The 17,469-nt window shown below is 70.7% G+C and carries 10 protein-coding genes; 7 read left to right on the top strand and 3 right to left on the bottom strand.

What is annotated here, in order from left to right; genetic code table 11:
- Nucleotides 1-225: 225 nt before the first annotated feature.
- On the bottom strand, nucleotides 226-1,746 hold the full coding sequence (locus ASD21_RS00145; RefSeq protein ID WP_056435023.1) for an MFS transporter: 1,521 nt from the start codon (nucleotides 1,744-1,746) through the stop codon (nucleotides 226-228).
- Between the two features lie 123 nt (nucleotides 1,747-1,869).
- Here ASD21_RS00145 and ASD21_RS00150 point away from each other — a divergent pair, with 123 nt between their 5' ends.
- From ASD21_RS00150 to ASD21_RS00165, 4 genes are all read left to right on the top strand, one after another.
- A complete protein-coding gene (locus ASD21_RS00150; RefSeq protein WP_056435024.1) occupies nucleotides 1,870-2,883 on the top strand; it encodes a LacI family DNA-binding transcriptional regulator in 1,014 nt (337 codons plus the stop codon).
- 292 nt (nucleotides 2,884-3,175) lie between these two features.
- Entirely contained in the window at nucleotides 3,176-5,902 is a 2,727-nt protein-coding gene (locus tag ASD21_RS00155) for an exo-rhamnogalacturonan lyase family protein (protein ID WP_056435028.1), read from the top strand.
- A 286-nt stretch (nucleotides 5,903-6,188) separates the two neighbouring features.
- The gene (locus tag ASD21_RS00160; protein ID WP_056435030.1) at nucleotides 6,189-9,431 is read left to right on the top strand and encodes an autotransporter outer membrane beta-barrel domain-containing protein; all 3,243 of its coding nucleotides are present in this window, start codon (nucleotides 6,189-6,191) and stop codon (nucleotides 9,429-9,431) included.
- 2 nt (nucleotides 9,432-9,433) lie between these two features.
- Nucleotides 9,434-10,159 carry a response regulator gene (locus ASD21_RS00165; RefSeq protein ID WP_056435032.1) on the top strand — a complete coding sequence of 242 codons (726 nt, stop codon included), beginning with the start codon at nucleotides 9,434-9,436 and terminating at the stop codon, nucleotides 10,157-10,159.
- A gap of 13 nt (nucleotides 10,160-10,172) precedes the next feature.
- Here the strand turns inward: ASD21_RS00165 and ASD21_RS00170 are convergent, their stop codons facing one another.
- Nucleotides 10,173-11,489 carry an oxygenase MpaB family protein gene (locus ASD21_RS00170; RefSeq protein WP_056435034.1) on the bottom strand — a complete coding sequence of 439 codons (1,317 nt, stop codon included), beginning with the start codon at nucleotides 11,487-11,489 and terminating at the stop codon, nucleotides 10,173-10,175.
- Between the two features lie 138 nt (nucleotides 11,490-11,627).
- Between ASD21_RS00170 and ASD21_RS00175 the strand changes: the two genes are divergently transcribed.
- The 3 genes from ASD21_RS00175 to ASD21_RS00185 all read left to right on the top strand — a co-directional run bounded on the left by ASD21_RS00175 (nucleotide 11,628) and on the right by ASD21_RS00185 (nucleotide 15,067).
- Nucleotides 11,628-12,245 carry a TetR/AcrR family transcriptional regulator gene (locus ASD21_RS00175; protein ID WP_056435036.1) on the top strand — a complete coding sequence of 206 codons (618 nt, stop codon included), beginning with the start codon at nucleotides 11,628-11,630 and terminating at the stop codon, nucleotides 12,243-12,245.
- Nucleotides 12,246-12,323: 78 nt separating this feature from the next.
- Entirely contained in the window at nucleotides 12,324-13,043 is a 720-nt protein-coding gene (locus ASD21_RS00180; protein ID WP_056436203.1) for a response regulator, read from the top strand.
- A 62-nt stretch (nucleotides 13,044-13,105) separates the two neighbouring features.
- A complete protein-coding gene (locus ASD21_RS00185) occupies nucleotides 13,106-15,067 on the top strand; it encodes a sensor histidine kinase (RefSeq protein ID WP_235524812.1) in 1,962 nt (653 codons plus the stop codon).
- A 159-nt stretch (nucleotides 15,068-15,226) separates the two neighbouring features.
- On the opposite strand, the gene ASD21_RS00190 is transcribed toward ASD21_RS00185, so the two are convergent.
- The gene (locus ASD21_RS00190; RefSeq protein ID WP_056435039.1) at nucleotides 15,227-17,350 is read right to left on the bottom strand and encodes a multicopper oxidase family protein; all 2,124 of its coding nucleotides are present in this window, start codon (nucleotides 17,348-17,350) and stop codon (nucleotides 15,227-15,229) included.
- Nucleotides 17,351-17,469 lie beyond the last annotated feature (119 nt).

The following is a 17,469-nucleotide window of genomic DNA, read 5'->3' on the forward strand; positions in this document are numbered from 1 at the left end:
CAAGCGCAATAGCGTTGTTTTGCCAAATTCTGGCCCGTTAGCGGTAACTTTCGTTCCAAATCGCGTGTTGTGGCATTTTTGGAACGATGGAATGCCGATTGCGGTCTTGCAGGGAGTCAGGATTTACGCAATTCTTGCGTAAATTCCGAGGGCGCAGGGATGACACTGGTTCCCGCGATGTGCGTGCAAGCTTTGCCCCGTCCGACCCGAGGCGGGGACCTTCGGCTATTCGACCGCCGCGGGCTCTGGTTCGCGGCTCGGACCGCGGCCGGGATCGCGAATGGCCAGGGCGCTGACCGCCGCCAGAAGGAAGGCGCCCGCCGCCAAGCCCAGGGCCTGGATCGCCTCGCCCTTGAACAGGCGCCCGACCACCGGCCCCAGCACGGTGGCGGCGATCAGCTGGGGCAGCACCAGGAACAGGTTATGGATGCCCATATAGACGCCCATCTTGTGCGCCGGCACGGCGCTGGCCAGCATGGCGTAGGGGGCCGACAGGATCGAGGCCCAGGCGATGCCGATGCCGACGATCGGGATCCACAGCAGGGCCGGGTCGTCGATCAGCACGAAGCCCGCGAAGCCCAGGGCGCCCATGGCCAGGCACAGGGCGTGGCTGGCCCGCAGGCCGATCCGCGCCGCCAGGGCCGGCAGCAGCAGGGCCACCAGGGCCGCCACCCCGTTGTAGCCAGCGAACAGCACCCCCACCCAGTCGGCGCCCTGGTTGTAGGCGGCCGAGGCCGGATCGGTCGCGCCGTAGTGGCGGGCGGTCACCGCCGGCGTGGTGTAGATCCACATGGCGAACAGGCCGAACCAGGTGAAGAACTGCACCACCGCCAGGCGGATCAGCACCTGAGGCATGTGCAGCATGTCCTCGACCACTTCCAGCAGGCCCAGCGACGCGCGGCCCTGGCGCCGCAGCCAGGTGGCGGCCAGCTGGGCGGCGCCGAACGCCGTGGCGAAGCCGGCCAGCACGTAGATCTCGCGCGCCCAGTCGCTGATGAAGGCCAGGGCGCAGGCGACCAGGCCGGCGATGGTCCACAGCGCTCCGCTCTTGAGCATCAGGGCCGCGCCCTCGAGGCTGGGCGTGCGGTGGTCGGGCGGGACGCGCGCGCCGTCGGCCAGGGTCTCGGGCGGATGCTCGCGGGTGGTGAAGACCGTCCACATCACCGCCGCCAGCAGGGTCAGTCCGCCCACATAGAAGGCGACATGGACCGAGCGCGGCAGATGGCCCGGGGCGGCCTGGCCCGAGACGCCGAACCAGTGGGTCAGAGCCCAGGGCAGGGCCGAGGCGAACACCGCCCCCGCGCCGATGAAGAACACCTGCATGGCGAAGCCGGTGGTGCGCTGATCCTCGGGCAGGCTGTCGGCGACGAACGCCCGGAACGGCTCCATGGCGACATTGATCGAGGCGCTGAGCACCCACAGCATCAGGCTGGCGGTCAGCACGCTGGATGCGTTGGGCATCAGGAACAGCGACACCGCCGTCAGGATCGAGCCGTAGAACAGATAGGGCCGCCGCCGGCCGAGCCGGCCCCAGGTGCGGTCGCTCAAATGGCCGATGATCGGCTGGACCAGCAGGCCGGTGGCCGGCGCCGCGATCCACAGAATCGCCAGCTCGTTGACGTCGGCGCCCAGGGTCTGGAAGATCCGGCTGGTGTTGACGTTCTGCAGTCCCCAGACGATCTGGACCCCGAACAGACCGCAACACATGTTCCAGATTTGCGAGAAGGACAGTCGCGCCTTGGTCATGCGGCGCGGGTCCAGCGTCGGCCAGTAAAGTATTGGCGGGCGAAGTCCTGGCGCTTGCCTTGCAAAACAATCCCTTCAGTGCGCTAAAGGTGGCGAACTTGGCTTTTTCAGTATCTGGACGCAATGGGCAGCGGTAGCAATAACAGCACCACGCTGGACGATCTGGCGAAGCTGTCGGGTGTCTCCGCGTCCACGGTCTCGCGGGCCCTCAACGACCATCCGTCCATCAGCACCCGCACCAAGCAGCGGATCTGGGCGCTGGCCAAGGAGCACGACTATCCGTTCCGCCGCTACATGCCGGCGGGGCCGATCGGCGCGGAAGGCTCGATCGCCATCGTCACGCCGCGCACCCACGGCCGCCCCCTGCCGCTGTCGCACCCGTTCTTCCTGGAACTGCTGGCCAGCATCGGCGAGGCGGCGCGCGACCGCGGCTGCGACTTCACGGTCAGCCACACCTCGCCGGCCAGCTACGACGACTTGCTGACGGTCACCACCACCAGCCGCGCCGACGGCGTGATCTTCCTGGGCCAGAGCAACCTGCACGAAGCCTTCAACCAATTGGCGGGTGCCGATGCGCGGTTCGCGGTCTGGGGGGCCCAGTTGCCGGGTCAGAAGTACTGCTCGATCGGCTCGGACAACCTGCTGGGCGGGCGGCGGGCGACGGCGCACCTGGCGCGGCTGGGCCGCAACCGCATCGTCTTCCTGGGCGAGACCGAGCCGGAAGCCATGCAACGCCGCGCCGGCTATCTGGAGGCTCTCAAGGAGAGCGGGCTCGAGGCCGACCCGGCCCTGATCTGTCCGGTCGATTTCGAGCTGGAGTCGGCCGAGGCCGCGGTCAACACCCTGGTGCGGCGCAAGGTCGACTTCGACGCGATCTTCGCCTCCAGCGACCTGATCGCCCTGGGCGCCATCCGCGCCTTGCGCCGGGCCGGCATGCGCGTGCCCGAGGACGTCTCGGTGGTCGGCTATGACGACATGCTGCTGAGCCGCCTGTCCACGCCGGCGCTGAGCACCATCAAGCAGGACACCTACAAAGCCGGCCGCCTGCTGGTGGCCCGGGTGCTGGACGCCGCCGGCGACCATCGCCCCGAACGGCTGTCGACCGACTTGATCGTGCGGGAGTCCTGCGGGGCGTAGGGACAGGGTCTCCTTCCTCAACGACCGTCATTCCCGCCCTTGTGGCGGGAACCCCTCCCTCCGCCGCAAGTGCGGATGTGTGGCGCGCCAGCGCGCCAAGGCGCTTCACCGTCAGCTGAACCAGGGGTTCCCGCCACAAGGGCGGGAATGACGGTCGGGATAGGTGATGCTCTATCCACTAATATCATAAAATGGATTGACGTTACAGAATGTGGGATTAGCGTCACGGTCAAGATGATGGTCCGTCCAAGGGCCGAGCCGTCGCGACCGGACGGCGGGGAAGGAGCGCCTCATGCCGACACGCCGTGATGTGATAATACAGGCCGCCCTCGCCGGGGCCCTGGCGGCGCCGGCCGCCTCGCTGGCCGCCGCCCAGCCCCTCGTCCCAGGCAAGAAGCCCCCGCCCCCGACCGAAGCGGTGTGGATCGACGGCAAGCCGCCGGCCCTGAACGCCGGCCAGACCTGGGGCGTGCCGTGGCCGCAGGGGGCGCTCAACCGCAAGCAGACCTTCCGCGCCAAGTCGGCGGACGGCTCGGCCGTGGCCCTGCAGACCTGGCCGCTGGCCTACTGGCCCGACGGCTCGCTGAAGTGGACGGCCCACGCGGTCGGCGCGGGCGAGATCGGCGAGCGCCTGACGATCGAGCCCGGCAGGGTGGGTCCGGACGCTTCCGGCGCCGGCGCGCCCAGCGTCCGCGTCACCGAGAGCGCGGCGGCCGTCGAGGTCTCGACCGGCCCGGCCACCTGGCGCTTCCCCCGCGTCGGCTCGGCCCTGATCGCCTCGGCCACGCGAGGCGGCCGCGAGGTGCTGCGCAACGTCCGCCTGGTCCTGCGGACCCAGGACACGCCCGAGATCGACCAGACCCCGGTGGCCCGCAAGACCTTTGAAAGCACCCTGGACAAGGTGACGGTCGAACAGTCCGGCCCGGTCCGCGCGGTGATCCGCGTCGAGGGCCGCCACAAGAGCGGAGACCGCGCCTGGGCCCCGTTCATCGTGCGGTTCTACGCCTATGCCGGGGCGGACTCGCTGCGGATGATGCACACCTTCATCTTCGACGGCGACGCGGCCAAGGATTTCATCTGCGGCCTGGGCGTCACCGCCGACGTGCCGATGACTGACGAACTGTACGACCGCCATGTCCGCTTCACCGGCCAGGACGAGGGCCAGAACACTGGACTGTGGGCCGAAGCCGTAAAGCCGCTGACCGGCCTGCGTCGCGATGCAGGCAAGGCGTTCCGCGACGCCCAGATCGCCGGCCGCAAGACCCCGCCCGTCGACCGGATGCCCGCCCCGGTCCGCGCCGGCCTGCACCTGATCCCCGACTGGGGCGACTTCCTGCTGTCGCAGCCGACGGCCGACGGCTTCACGATCCGCAAGCGCACCGCGCCCGGCCATGGCTGGATCCACGCCGACGGCGGCCAGCGGGCCAGCGGCGTGGCCTATGTCGGCGGCGCGGCCGGCGGGGCGGCGATCGGCCTGGGCAATTTCTGGCGCGCCCCGCCGACCGCCCTGGAGATTCGAAACGCGGCCGGCGAGGTCGCGCAGTTGACCGCCTGGCTGTGGTCGCCCGACGCCCCGGTGATGGACACCCGCTTCTATCACGACGGCCTGGGCATGGAGACCCACGCCCAGGAGACCGAAGGCCTCAACATCACCTACGAGGACTACGAAAAGAACTGGGGCACGCCCACCGGCGTGGCCCGCACCACCGAACTGCGGCTGTGGGCCCTAGATACGACCCCGGCCCGCGAGCGCTTCCCGCTGATGGCCCAGCTGAACGACAGGCCGCCCCGGCTGATGGCGACGCCCGAGCGGATCCACGCCGCCGGCGTGCTGGGCGCCTGGAGCCTGCCCGACCGGGGCACGCCGGTGAAGGCCCGGATCGAGGACCGCCAGGACCAGCTGCTGAACTACTATCTCGGCCAGATCGAGCAGCGCCGCTGGTACGGCTTCTGGGACTATGGCGACGTCATGCACAGCTACGACGTCGACCGCCACGTCTGGCGCTACGACATCGGCGGCTTCGCCTGGGACAATTCGGAGCTGTCGACCGACCTGTGGCTGTGGCTGAGCTTCCTGCGCGGCGGCCGAGCCGACGTGTTCCGGATGGCCGAGGCCATGACCCGCCACACCGGCGAGGTCGACGTCTATCACGTCGGACCCTACCGAGGGCTGGGCACCCGACACGGCGTGCAGCACTGGGGCGACAGCTCCAAGCAGCCCCGGGTCAGCAACGCCATCTACCGGCGCATCTACTACTACCTGACCGCCGACGAACGGGTCGGCGACCTGATGCGCGACCTGCTCGACGGCGACGAGGCCCTGACCCGGGTCAACATCGGTCGCAAGCTGCAGAACGACACCTGGCCCAAGGGCGAGGTCCGCGCCTCGTTCGGCACCGACTGGAGCTCGCTGTGCGGGGCCTGGTTCACCGAATGGGAGCGCACCGGCGACCCGCGCTGGCGCGACCGCATCGTGGCCGGCATGAAGACCATCGCGGCCCTGCAACGCCAGTGGTTCGCCGGCAGCGCCGCCTATGACGTCAAGACCGGCAAGTTCTCGGGGACCGGCGACCGCCTGGGGGTCTCGCACCTGAACGCGGCGTTCGGCGCGCCCGAGATCCATGTCGAGATGCTGGCCCTGATCCGCGAGCCCGCCTACGACAAAGCCTGGCTGGACTATTGCCGCTGGTACAATGCCTCGCGCGACGAACAGGCGGCCCAGTTCGGCCAGCCGCTGGGCGGCAACGGCCTGCGCCAGGGGCACTCGCGGCTGACGGCGTACGCCGCCTGGCGCCTGGGCGACAAGGCGCTGGCCGAACGGGCGTGGAAGGAGTTCTTCGGCCGGGGCGTGGTCGAGGACCTGAACCTGTCGACCGCCACCAAACACTTCGCCGGGCCCGACGTGCTCAACCCCGTCGACGAAGCCGCCGGGGTCACCACCAACGGCACGGCGCAATGGGGCCTGGCGGCGATCATGAACCTGGCGCTGGTGTCGGAGGCGTTGCCGGCGAGCGCGTAGGCGGCGGCTAGATCAGTCCCTCCCCCTGTGGGGGAGACGATCGCGAAGCGATCGGTGGGGGGAGTATCAGGATCGAAGGTTCGGGTTCTTGCGCCTGCCGATCACTCCCCCCTCCGTCGCCCCGCGGGCGACACCTCCTCCACCGGGGGGAGGGACTACCCGCCGATACACGCCCGAAACATTCCATCCGCCTCGCGCGACCCAGCTTATCGACGTCGATACCGAGGGGTCATCCCGGAGCCATGGCGGCGCTCTAGCCAGGGACGGCACGCATCACAGGCCGTCCATGTCCCGCAAACTCCTCGCCTCGGCCGCCTTGGCCCCCCTGCTGCTCTGCGCCGGGAGGGCCGACGCCGAAACCCAGGTGACGAGCAGTTCGCGCACCACGCCGGTCGCCACCTCGACGGCCAACGCCGGAGCCGCCGACGACGTCACGATCACCAGCGACGGCGTGATCACCCTCTCCGAGTCGGGCGCGATCGCCACGCTCGACAGCGACAACATCCTGACCAACAACGGCGGGCTAAAGAGCGTCGGCGTCTCGGACTCGATCGGCGTTCTGGTGCTGGGCGGCCATGCGGGGACGCTGCTCAACAGCGCCACGATCAGCTTGACCGAGGACTACGACTACACCGATGACGACGACGACGGCGACTATGACGGCCCGTTCGCCAAGGGCTCGGGTCGCTACGGCGTACGGCTGACGGGGACCGATCCGTTCGTCGGCACGATCACCAACGACTCGACCGGCGTGATCACCATCGAGGGCAACGACTCGGCGGGCGTCAGTCTGGAGGCGCCCCTGACCGGCTCGCTGGTCCACGGCGGCTCGATCAACGTGGTCGGCGACCGCGGCTATGGGATCCACGCCACCGGGACGATCAGCGGCGGCCTGACCAGCATCGGCTCGATCAGCGTGGTCGGCGCCGGGTCCGTCGGCCTGGCGGTCGACGGCGACGTCGGCGGCGCGGTCGTCATCCAGGGCTCGGTCTACTCCACCGGCTACCGGGCCACCTCGCGCTATTCCGATCCGGACGACGAGGCCCTGCTCGACGCCGACGACCTGCTGCAGGGCGGCGGAGGCGTGAGGATCACGGCCGACGTGGCCGGCGGTCTGCTGCTGGACGCCCCGCCCACCGACACCAACGACGACACCACCGACGACGAGGACGGCGACGGCACGGCCGACAACGCCGAGGGCACGGCCTCGATCACCGCCTACGGCTCGGCCCCGGCCCTGCTGATCGGCTCGGACGACCGGGCCGTGACCCTGGGCGCGGTCGGAACCGGCGACGACGCCTACGGCCTGATCATCAAGGGTTCGGTGACGGCGGCGGGCGTCCACGACGGGATCAGCGCCACGGGCCTGCAGCTGGGCGGCGACGCCGGTCAGGCGACGATCATCACCGGCGGGGTCAGGCTGAGCGGCGCGATCTCGGCCAGCGCCTACGAAGGCGACGCGGTCGGCCTGAAGCTGAACGCCGGCGCGGCGGCCGACACGCTGTGGAACACCGGCGCGATCGGCGCCTCGGTCGCGGGCGACACCGCCGTCACCGCCAAGGCCGTCAGCATCGCCGCCGGCGCCAGCATGACCAGCATCACCAACGCCGGAGCGATCTCCGCCACCGTCGCCGGCGAGGGCGGCTCGTCCTACGCGATCATCGACGACAGTGGCGGCCTGAAGACCATCACCAACAGCGGCACGATCGCGGCCTATGTCTACGCCACCGACGACGCCTACGACACCGACGACGACGACACCGACGCCAGCAACGAGACGGTCACCGGCGTGGCCACGGCCATCGACGTCTCGAAGAACACCACCGGCGTGACCATCGTCCAGAGCGGGGTCGACGACGGCGACGACGGCGACGACGGCGTGGCCGACGCCGATGCGGACGGCGACGGCGTGGACGACGGCGACGAACCGCTGATCCGCGGCCGGGTGGTGCTGGGCTCGGGCGCCGACAGCCTGTCGATCCTGAACGGCGGCCTGATCGGCGACGTCTGGTTCGGCGACGGCGCCGACACCCTGGCTCTCGACGGCACGGGCTACATGATCGGCGCGCTGCACGACAACGACGGCCTGCTGGACATCAGGATCGGCAACGGCTCGCTGGGCCTGACCAACCTGGAGACCATCAAGGCCACCAGCCTGACGCTCGGCGCCGACAGCGTCCTGGTCTTCACCGTCGACCCCACGGCCGGGACCCAGACCAAGCTGGTGGTCGACACCGCCACGGTTGAGACCGGCGCCTCGCTGGGCCTGAACTTCAAGAGCCTGCTGACGGCTCCGACCACCTACACGGTGATCCAGGCCGGCAGCCTGAACGCCGGGACGATCAACCAGGATCTGCTGGGCCACACGGCCTACATGTACGTCGCCAACGCCTACGCCACGGGAACCGAGGTCGACATCGACGTGCGGCGACGCACGGCGGCCGAGGCCGCGATGTCGACCAGCCAGGCCAGCGCCTATGACGCGGTGTTCGCGGCCCTTTCGAACGACACCGACATCGCCGGCGCCTTCCTGAACCAGAGCAGCCGCGACGGCTTCTTCGGCCTGTACGACCAGATGCTGCCCAGCCAGGGCGAGGGCCTGTTCGCGGCCCTGCAGACCGTGCAGCAGCAGATCTCGGCGGCCACCGCCCACCGGCCGGACATCGGCGAACGCTACGGGCCCGACAGCGTCTGGCTGCAGGAGATCAACGCCCTGGTCCGCCGCGAGGACGGCGACACCCAGGGCTCCGACACCCAGGCCCTGGGCATGGTCGCCGGTTACGAGGCGATGGGCGAGGCCGGCGGAGCGCTGGGCGTCACCCTGGCGGCGGTCAGCCTGGAAGAACACGACACGGTCGCCAAGCTGGGCGAGAAGACCACCGCCTCGATCCTGCAGGCCGGGCTCTACTGGCGCCGGTCGGTCGGGGGCTGGCGGTTCAACCTGGGCGGCGGGGCCGGCTACAGCCGCTTCAACGGCGACCGCGGCCTCGTCAGCGCCGACATCGACGGCGACGGCGCGGCGGATGTCAGCCTGACCAACACCGCCGCCTGGAACGGCCTGGTCGCCAACGCCTTCGCCGGCCTGGCCTACGAGGCCCGGCTGGGCGAGGTCTATCTGCGGCCCGAGGCGCGGCTCGACTATGTCTGGCTGTGGGAGGGCGAGCGCCGGGAGCACGGCGGCGGCGCGGGTTTCGACCTGACCGTGGCGTCACGCGAGGCCGACAACCTCAGCGGCGACCTCGGCCTGGTGGTGGGCCGGCAGTACGGCAAGGACGTCTGGGTGCGGCCCGAGCTGCGGGTCGGCTACCGCCGGACCCTGGCCGGCGCGATGGGCGACACCCTCGCCAGCTTCGCCGGCGGCGCGCCCTTCACCCTGGCGGCCGCCAACGACAAGGAGGGCGCGGTGACCCTGGGCTTCGCGTTGCGCGCCGGCTCGGCCCTGTCCTATGTCGCCCTGGAAGGCGGGGCCGAGGCTTCGCGCAAGCAGACCAAGTACAGCGCGCGCCTGACCGGAAGGGCGATGTTCTGACCGTGGACAAGCGCATCCTCATCCTCGACGGCGATCCCGTCGCCCGCCACGACATGAGGGGCCTGCTGGCCGGCTACGGCCTGGCGACGCTGGGGGCCGGCAGCGCCCGCGAGATGGAGCAGATCCTGCGCGAGACCCAGGTCAACCTGGTGATGCTGGACATGATGCTGCCCGACGCCTCGGGTCTTTCCGTTTGTTCGCGCCTGCTCAGCCTGCCCTCGCCGCCGGCGATCATGGTGGTCTCGGGCGCCGGCGAGGAGTGCGACGTGGTGGTCGGGCTGGAATTCGGGGCCGACGACTATGTGATCAAGCCCTATCGCCCGCGCGAGTTGCTGGCCCGGGTCAGGGCGGTGCTGCGCCGCCACGACGACACGCGTCTCGACGAGCCGGCCCGCGAGGCGTGGGCCGCCTATTGTTTCGACGGCTGGCGGCTGAACGTCGCCACCCAGGACCTGTTCGATCCCCGCGGTTGCGCCGTGCCGCTGTCGACCGCCGAGTTCCTGGTGCTGTGGGCCCTGGTCGACCGGCCCAACCAGGTGCTGACCCGCGACGAGCTGCGCCAGGGTCCGCCCGACGCCCACGCCCGACCCGCGCCCCAGCAGGTCAACGTCGCCGTCAGCCGTCTGCGGAGCAAGCTCGACCGCATCGACGGCGGCGCCCACCTGATCCGCACCGTCCGCCACGTCGGCTACATCTTCGCGGCCCGCGTGGACCGGATGCAGGACTGAGATGCCCGCGCCGCTACGCCGCCGCGCGCGTCGGCCGATACTGGGCCGCGTCGGTGACGTATTCGGCGTGGCCATAGCGGGCCAGCAGCTTTCGCACCCGGCGCACCAGGACCGCGTTGGCTACGTCGCGCAGGCCCGGCGCCTTGTCGGCGGCGCGGAAGGCCATCATCCGCGCGATCACCCCCAGGGCCACGGCGGCGAAGACCAGGCGGTCGCCCGCCCCGACCTCGACCCCCATCCGCGCCGCCGCCGCCTGGTCGCCGTTCATGAAGTGGCGCAGGAAGAAGGCCTTGGCGAAGCGGCGCTCGATGCGATCGTGCAGGCGGTTGGCGGGCGAGCGGTCCGGCGGCAGGTAGGCGGCCAGGGTGGCGCGGACCAGGGCGCCGCAGGTCTCGTCGTCGAAACCCTGGCGCAGGGTGGTGTTGCGGGCGGTCATGATCCGCACCACCCCTTCGGGCGTATCGGCCAGCAGGTCCTGCGGCAGGCCCAGCAGGAAGCAGCGGTAACGCGCCAACTCGACCCTGGCCCGCTCCTCGGCCGTGAAATGGCGGCGGCCCTGGCGCAGGATCTTGAAGGCCATCAGGAACACCGGGATCAGGCCGGCCGGCATCTGGTCGACCTGGGGGATCGGCACGCCGTAGACCGACACGTCCCAGCGCCCCGAACGGATGGCGTTGAACCGCACCATCGAGTGCATCAGCCGCACCATGGCCGCCGCCTTGAACCCCGCGCCGTGGCGTTCCAGCGCGCCGGGCAGGACGGTGGTGGCGAAGAAGGTGGCCGTCTCGTTGACCCGTCGCGCGGCGGTGTCGTTGCTCAGGGTCCCGGTCAGGGCCATGGGCAGGGCCGAGTACTTGTTGAGGAACGTGGCCACGAAGGCGCCCCGGATCGCGAACGGCGCCAGGTGGGCCGTGGCGTTGAGGTCCAGCCGCGCCCCCTCGCGCACCAGGTCCATGTCGACCCAGTCGGGCGTGGCCTCCATGTCGGCGATGAAGGCCAGGAGCTCGGGCGGCGCCTCGACCACCGCCTCCACGCCCTGTTCGCAGGCCGTGGTCAGCATGTCGATCAGCCGGCGGAAGCCATACTTGGGGATCAGGGCGGCGTAGGCGTCGGCCACGATGTCGCCCAGCATGGTGTAGGCGCGCACCCGGTCCAGATCGTCCTGACTGACGCTTACCCCCAGCGGGGCGCGATCGCGGACCACCGCCTTGGACGCGTCTTCGGTGAAGCGTTCGGGCGTGGCGTCGAAGTCCATGTTTCCGTACAGCGCCGGCAGCAGCGTCTTCTGCGACGCCACCCTGGCGCGCACCTGTTCGATCGAGAGGCTCATCGGCCCTCCTTGCTCGCGGATCCGGCGCGAAAGGCGTTCCGGCGGATCCTGGCGTCGACCCGTAGGTTATGTAAGCATTGCTCATATTCCTACTCGCCTTCCCGCTGGCGGAGAGGCGGCCGCGAAGGGGCGTCGCAAGTGGCTGAAAGACAACGCAGAACGCCGCGCCAGGCCCGGGCGGGGTCGACGATCGACGCCATCCTGGACGCGACCTTTCAACTTCTCGAGGCCGAAGGCGTCGAGCGGCTGACCACCAACCACATCGCCGCCAGGGCTGGGGTCAGCATCGGCACGCTGTACCAGTACTTCGCGAGCAAGCAGGACATCCTGGCGCTCATCGCCCAGCGCCGGGCCGAGACCGTGCGCGACGCCATCGCCGAGACGGTGATCGCCCGGCCGGAGCTGGGCAGCGTGCGGACGATCGTGCGGGCCCTGATGCACGGGTTCGAAGGCTCGCCCGCCACGCGCCAGGTGCTGTTCGACGCCCTGTTCCACCAGGCCGACGACGGCATGCTGGCCCGCCACCACCAGGTGTTCCTGGCCTCGATCACCGGCAAGGCGCGGCTGGAAGTCGAGCTGAGCAACGAGTCGGCCTTCGTCCTGACCCACGCGGCGATCGGCCTGCTGCGCGCGGCCGCCGCCGAACCCGAACTGGGCCTGGACCCGATGGCGCTGGAGGACGAACTGGTGCGGCTGATGGAGGCCTATGTCGCGGCCCTGGCGACGCTCCAGGCCGGACGGCGGACCAAGCCATGACCCCGAGGCGGGCGCGACGCTTCGGGCGTCATGGCGAAGGTCCAGGCGCGGCCATAATCTGAAGGTATGTCCGCCGTCATGACCGCGCACGCCCTCCCCGAAACCGCCACCGTCCTGCTGGTCGAGGACGACGAGGTGCTGCGCCAGGAGATGGCCGGCTATCTGGGCGGTCAAGGCTATGCTGTGCGCCAGGCCGCCAACGTCGTCGCCGCCCGCGCGGTGATGGAGACGCGGCCGATCGACGTGCTGGTGCTGGACGTCAACCTGCCCGGCGAGAGCGGCCTGTCGCTGTGCCGCCAGGTGTCGGGGACCGATGGGCCCGCGATCCTGCTGCTGAGCGCCCTGGGCGATCCGGTCGACCGCATCGTCGGGCTGGAGCTGGGCGCCGACGACTACGTGGTCAAGCCGATCCCGCCGCGCGAGCTTCTGGCCCGGGTCAAGGCCCTGCTGCGCCGCCGGGCCGGGGGCAAGGGGCCGCGCGCCGACATCCGCCTGTTCGCCGGCTTCCGGCTGGACGTGGCCGCGCGCCAGCTGACCGCGCCCAACGGCGTGCTGCTGCTGCTGACGCCGGGCGAGTTCACGATTCTCTCGACCCTGGTCGACCACGCTCGCGCGGTGGTGTCGCGCGACGAGCTGCTGACCATCATCGCCGGCGAGACGGTCGAGACCCTGGGCCGCCGCGTCGACCTGCACATCAGCCGCCTGCGCCGCAAGATCGAGGCCCAGTCCGACGAGCCCCTGATCCGCACCTATCGCGGTATGGGCTACATGCTGGACGCCAAGGTGACGATCGAATGACCGCCCCCGGGGGGCCTTTGGGAAAGGGGCTCTTTCGGCGGTGGCCCAGCCCCCCGATCGCCTTGCAGATCCTGGCCCTGCTGATCGCCGGGCTGGTCGTGGCCCAGACCGTCACCCTGGGCCTGACCGTGCTGCTGCCGCCGGCCCCGGCCATGCACCACAGCCTGGCCGACATCGCCGCCGGCCTGCGCGGCGCCATGCCCGACAATGACGGCGACCGGCCGCTGGTCCGCACCGTCGAGACCCAACCGCCCAGCCTGCAGAGCCCCGGCTGGGTGGCCTCGGAAGCCGCTGGCGCCGACCTGGCCCGCCTATTGAACGCGCCGCGCGAGGACGTCCGCCTGCTGTTCTACGCGCCGCCGCCGTTCGCCGGCACCGAAAGCCGCCGCCCCAGCCCCCCGCCGCTGGCCCTGCTGCTGACCTCCTACGCCGAGGCCCAGACCCTGCCGCCGGGGCCGGGCCCTGGCGGCGTCGGCGGGGTTCGCGTCGTGGGCGGATCGACGGGACCCATGAGCGCCCCCGCGGGCGTCCCGATGGGTCAGGGCGGCGTCCTGATCCGTCAGGACTTTCCCGGATCGCCCCCCGGCGCGGCGACGCGCGGGATCGGCGGCCAGCGCGTCTTTCGGTCGGGCGGCGTCGGACCGCAAGGCGGCGGCATGGTCGGCGCCCAGCGGACCTTCGCCTATCAATCGCCCGCCGCCCGCCCGGACCGCGCGGTCGACCCGCTGTTCGCCGCGCCGTTCCGTTCGCGGGTGATGACCCTGCCCGACTCGCTGCGGGGCGTGACCCCGCCGGCCGCTCCGCTGGACCCGGTCGCCGACGCCGCGGCGCGCGAGCCGACGCTGCGTCCCCCGCCGCCGCCCCAGCCCCTGGCCCGCGCCGTACCGGTCACCGAGTCGGTCCAGGCCGCCCCGCCCGTCGCCCCGCCCGCGCCTCGACCGACGCCGCCCAGGCCCGAGGCCGAAGCCCCGACCGGCCTCCCCCTAGCCGCGCCCGAGACCCGCAGCCTGTTCGGCCTGGCCCCGCCGCCGTTCATCGAGGGCGACTTCGTGGCCGCCCTGCGGGTCGGTCCCAACCGGTGGGCGACCCTGCGGCCCCGGCCCGAGGCCTTTCCCAACAGCTGGCAGCGGCGGGTGCTGATGTGGTTCGCCCTGTCGCTGGCCGTGGTCGCGCCGCTGGGCTGGATCTTTGCCCGCCGCCTGGCCGCGCCCCTGGCCGGCTTCGCCGCCGCCGCCGAGCAGCTGGGCCGCGACCCGGCCTCGCCAGGTGGATTTGGGGTGATCGTCGCCGACGGACCGGCCGAGATCGGCCGCGCCGCCCGGGCCTTCAACGCCATGCAGAGCCGGCTCAGCCGCTACATCACCGACCGCACGGCGATGATCGGCGCGATCTCGCACGACCTGCGCACGCCCCTGGCCCGCCTGCGTTTCCGGCTGGAGCGCGCCCCGCCCGCCCTGCGCCGCGAGATCGGCCAGGACCTGGACCAGATGGAGGCGATGATCACCTCGGTCCTGGCCTTCATGCGCGAGGACGCCGAGGCCGGCGCCCGCCAGCGGGTCGACCTGCGCTCGCTGCTGGAATGCGTGATCGACGAGGCCGAGGTCACCGGCGCCGAGGTGGTCCTGGAGCCCGGCGAGCCGGCCGAGGTCGAGGTCTCGGTCCTGGGCCTGCAGCGGGTGTTCGCCAACCTGGTCGACAACGCGGTCAAGTACGGCGACAGCGCCCGCGTGACCCTGCGCGTCGAGGGCGACGAGACTGTGGTCGAAATCCGTGACCGGGGCCCGGGCCTGGCGCCCGACGAGCTGGAGCGGGTGTTCACCCCGTTCTATCGCGGCGTCGAGGCGCGGACCTCCAGCAAGCAGGGTGTGGGTCTGGGGTTGTCGTCGGCCCGCTCGATCGTCCGCGCCCACGGCGGGGACATCCGGTTGATGCTGCCCGGCGAGGGGTTGCTGGTGCAGGTGAGGTTGCCGCTGGTGGGGGCGGTGCAGGCGAGGCCGCCAGTGCGGTTGCAGGCGGCGGAATAGGATAACGCGGCGAACACTTGCCCCCTACGGACCGCTTCGCGGTCGTCTTCCCCCATAGGGGGAAGAGGTGCGGTGCGGCGTCCTCCGCCCCCTATGGGGGCGGACAGACCGCGAAGCGGTCAGGTGGGGGCAGGTGGGTGTGATCCCATGCGGAAAGCCCTAGTTCCCCGTCCCGTCGTGCATCCCGTGATCCATATGCCCGCCCGGCCCGTGCGCCTCGGCCGTGCCGCCCAGACCGTCGGGGATGCCGATGCTGACATTGGCCATCATGCCCTGGTCCTCGTGGTCGAGGATGTGGCAGTGCAGGACGTACTCGCCGATGTAGCGCTCGTACCGGGTGCGGGTGACGATGTGGTAGTTCTCCTTGACGAACAGGGTGTCCTTCCACTGGTCGATCACCCCGGCGTAGTCGGGGTCGAAGTCCGGCGTGCCAGGATCGGTCACCGACTTGCCTGCCGGGTTGACCACGCTGACCACCTGGAACGGATTGACGTGGATGTGGAACGGGTGCCCCGCGAATTTCGAGGTCAGCCGCCACTCCTGCACGTCGCCGATATTGGCCGTGCGGTCGATCCGCGACGGCACGTAAGGACCGCTCCTGTCCGGCGGCAGGGCCGGGTTGAGCACCTCGAACTTGGTCCTCGGCTTGGCCTTGATGTCGATGTTGAAGGCCAGCTCCTGGGCCGGGACGTTGAGGTCGCCCTTGGCTATCGTCTCATGCCAGACGAATTTCGACAGGGTCAGGCCGTTGTTCAGGTCGCGGACCACCACGGCCTTGACCCGCTGGTCCGGAATGTTGCGTTCGGCCGCGTCGATCATCAGCTTCTGCAGCGCCTTGTCCGGATCGCCGGCCGGCGCGCCCGGCTCGACCACGGCCACGCCCAGCAGCTTGATGGGCTCGGCCGCCTGTGACGGGCTGCCCAGGGCGTCGCTGGCGCCGTCGACGATGCAGTAGTTCCCGCCGGTCGGGAAATAGACCACCAGGTCGGCGCGGTAACCGGGCTCCAGCCGCGCCTCGCTGGTGCGGAACACCTGCGATCGGGTCAGGCCGTCCAGCGCCACCTCCCACATCGGCAGGGCCGTCCCGGCGCAGTACTTGCGCATGAAGTCGGCCTGGTCCTTGGCCGGCACGGTGTTCCAGTTGGGCGCGCCGGCCTTCATCGGGAACAGGCGGAAGGCGACCGCCTCGCGCACGCCGCCGTGGATCAGCCGCCAGCGCTCGAACCGGCCCGCCTTCAGCCCGGTGACCCCAGGCTGGACCCGGCCGTTGATCGAGGTGAAGCGGCCGGAATTGGCCCAGCTGGCGCTGGGGCTCAGCTGCTGGGCGTAGTCGCGGATCTCGCCCGTCTGGCCCGGGTCGCAGACCCAGGGCTGGCCGGTGGGGGTGGCCGATTTCTGGATCTTGCCGGCGGAGTCAAAGCAGGCGTACTGCACCTGCTGGAACATCAGCACCTTGTCGGGGAAGGCCGCGCCTTGGGCGTCCTGCAGCAACACGTCGATGTCGCCCGGATCGTCGGCGGTCGGGGCGCGGTCGTCCTTGATGATCAGGGCGCCGGCCATGCCGCTGGACACCTGCAGGGCGGTCGAGCCGTGCTTGTGCGGATGGTACCAGAAGGTGCCGGCCGGGTGGTCGGACGGGACGTTGTACTCGTACTCGAAGGTGACGCCCGGATTGATCGAGATCAGGACGTTGTCGCTGTTGCCGGCCGGCGAAACCCACAGGCCGTGGGCGTGCAGGTTGGTGTCGTTGAAGCAGTGGGGGATGTTCACCCCCCCGTCCGGCGCCTTGCACTTCTCGGCCGGCAGGCGCTTGCCGTCCTTCATCTCGAACAGGTTGTTGGCCAGGCTGATCCGCACCGTCTGGCCCGGGCGCATGGTGATGGTCGGGGCCAGGAAGGGCGTGTTCGGATCGATCGACGAGCCGTGGTAGGACCGCAGCAGGACCTTGTCCTGGCTCAGCGTCCACGGGTTGCGGACCGTGCCCTCGGTGAACTCGATCGAGAACTTGTAGAGAATGTTCTGGCGCGGATCGACATAGCTGTCGGCCGCCTGGGCCTTGGGCGGCAGCGCTTCGAGGACCTTGGGCGCGGACAGCCTGGGCGGCGCCGGCTCGGCTTCCGGCACGGCGGCGGGCGGGTTGGCGAAGACGTTCTCAAGCGCCTGGGACACGGCTGTCGCTGCTTGGGGCCGGGCGAGGCTGGGCGACGGCGTGGCGGCCAGGGCCATGGCGGCCAGCGAGACGCCGACCAGGGCGACGGAGCGCGTGCGGGCGTGAGGCTTCATGATGTGCACCTTCCTGGCGGCGTCGCGATCCCGCCCGCGCGGCGCGGGCACACCAAGGATTGCGATTCGCGCTAACAACCACCGATGCGCGAACTATCGCGCATTGGTGGAAGCTTGAA

The sequence above is a fragment of the Caulobacter sp. Root1455 genome, from assembly GCF_001426905.1.
In the GTDB taxonomy this organism is placed as follows: domain Bacteria; phylum Pseudomonadota; class Alphaproteobacteria; order Caulobacterales; family Caulobacteraceae; genus Caulobacter.

What these genes read in the sequence shown, in the direction of transcription:
- ASD21_RS00150 (WP_056435024.1), top strand. Translation starts at nt 1,870, where the DNA reads ATGGGCAGCGGTAGCAATAACAGCACCACGCTGGACGATCTGGCGAAG.
- ASD21_RS00155 (WP_056435028.1), top strand. Translation starts at nt 3,176, where the DNA reads ATGCCGACACGCCGTGATGTGATAATACAGGCCGCCCTCGCCGGGGCC.
- ASD21_RS00170 (WP_056435034.1), bottom strand. Translation starts at nt 11,489, where the DNA reads ATGAGCCTCTCGATCGAACAGGTGCGCGCCAGGGTGGCGTCGCAGAAG.
- ASD21_RS00145 (WP_056435023.1), bottom strand. Translation starts at nt 1,746, where the DNA reads ATGACCAAGGCGCGACTGTCCTTCTCGCAAATCTGGAACATGTGTTGC.
- ASD21_RS00180 (WP_056436203.1), top strand. Translation starts at nt 12,324, where the DNA reads ATGACCGCGCACGCCCTCCCCGAAACCGCCACCGTCCTGCTGGTCGAG.
- ASD21_RS00160 (WP_056435030.1), top strand. Translation starts at nt 6,189, where the DNA reads ATGTCCCGCAAACTCCTCGCCTCGGCCGCCTTGGCCCCCCTGCTGCTC.
- ASD21_RS00190 (WP_056435039.1), bottom strand. Translation starts at nt 17,350, where the DNA reads ATGAAGCCTCACGCCCGCACGCGCTCCGTCGCCCTGGTCGGCGTCTCG.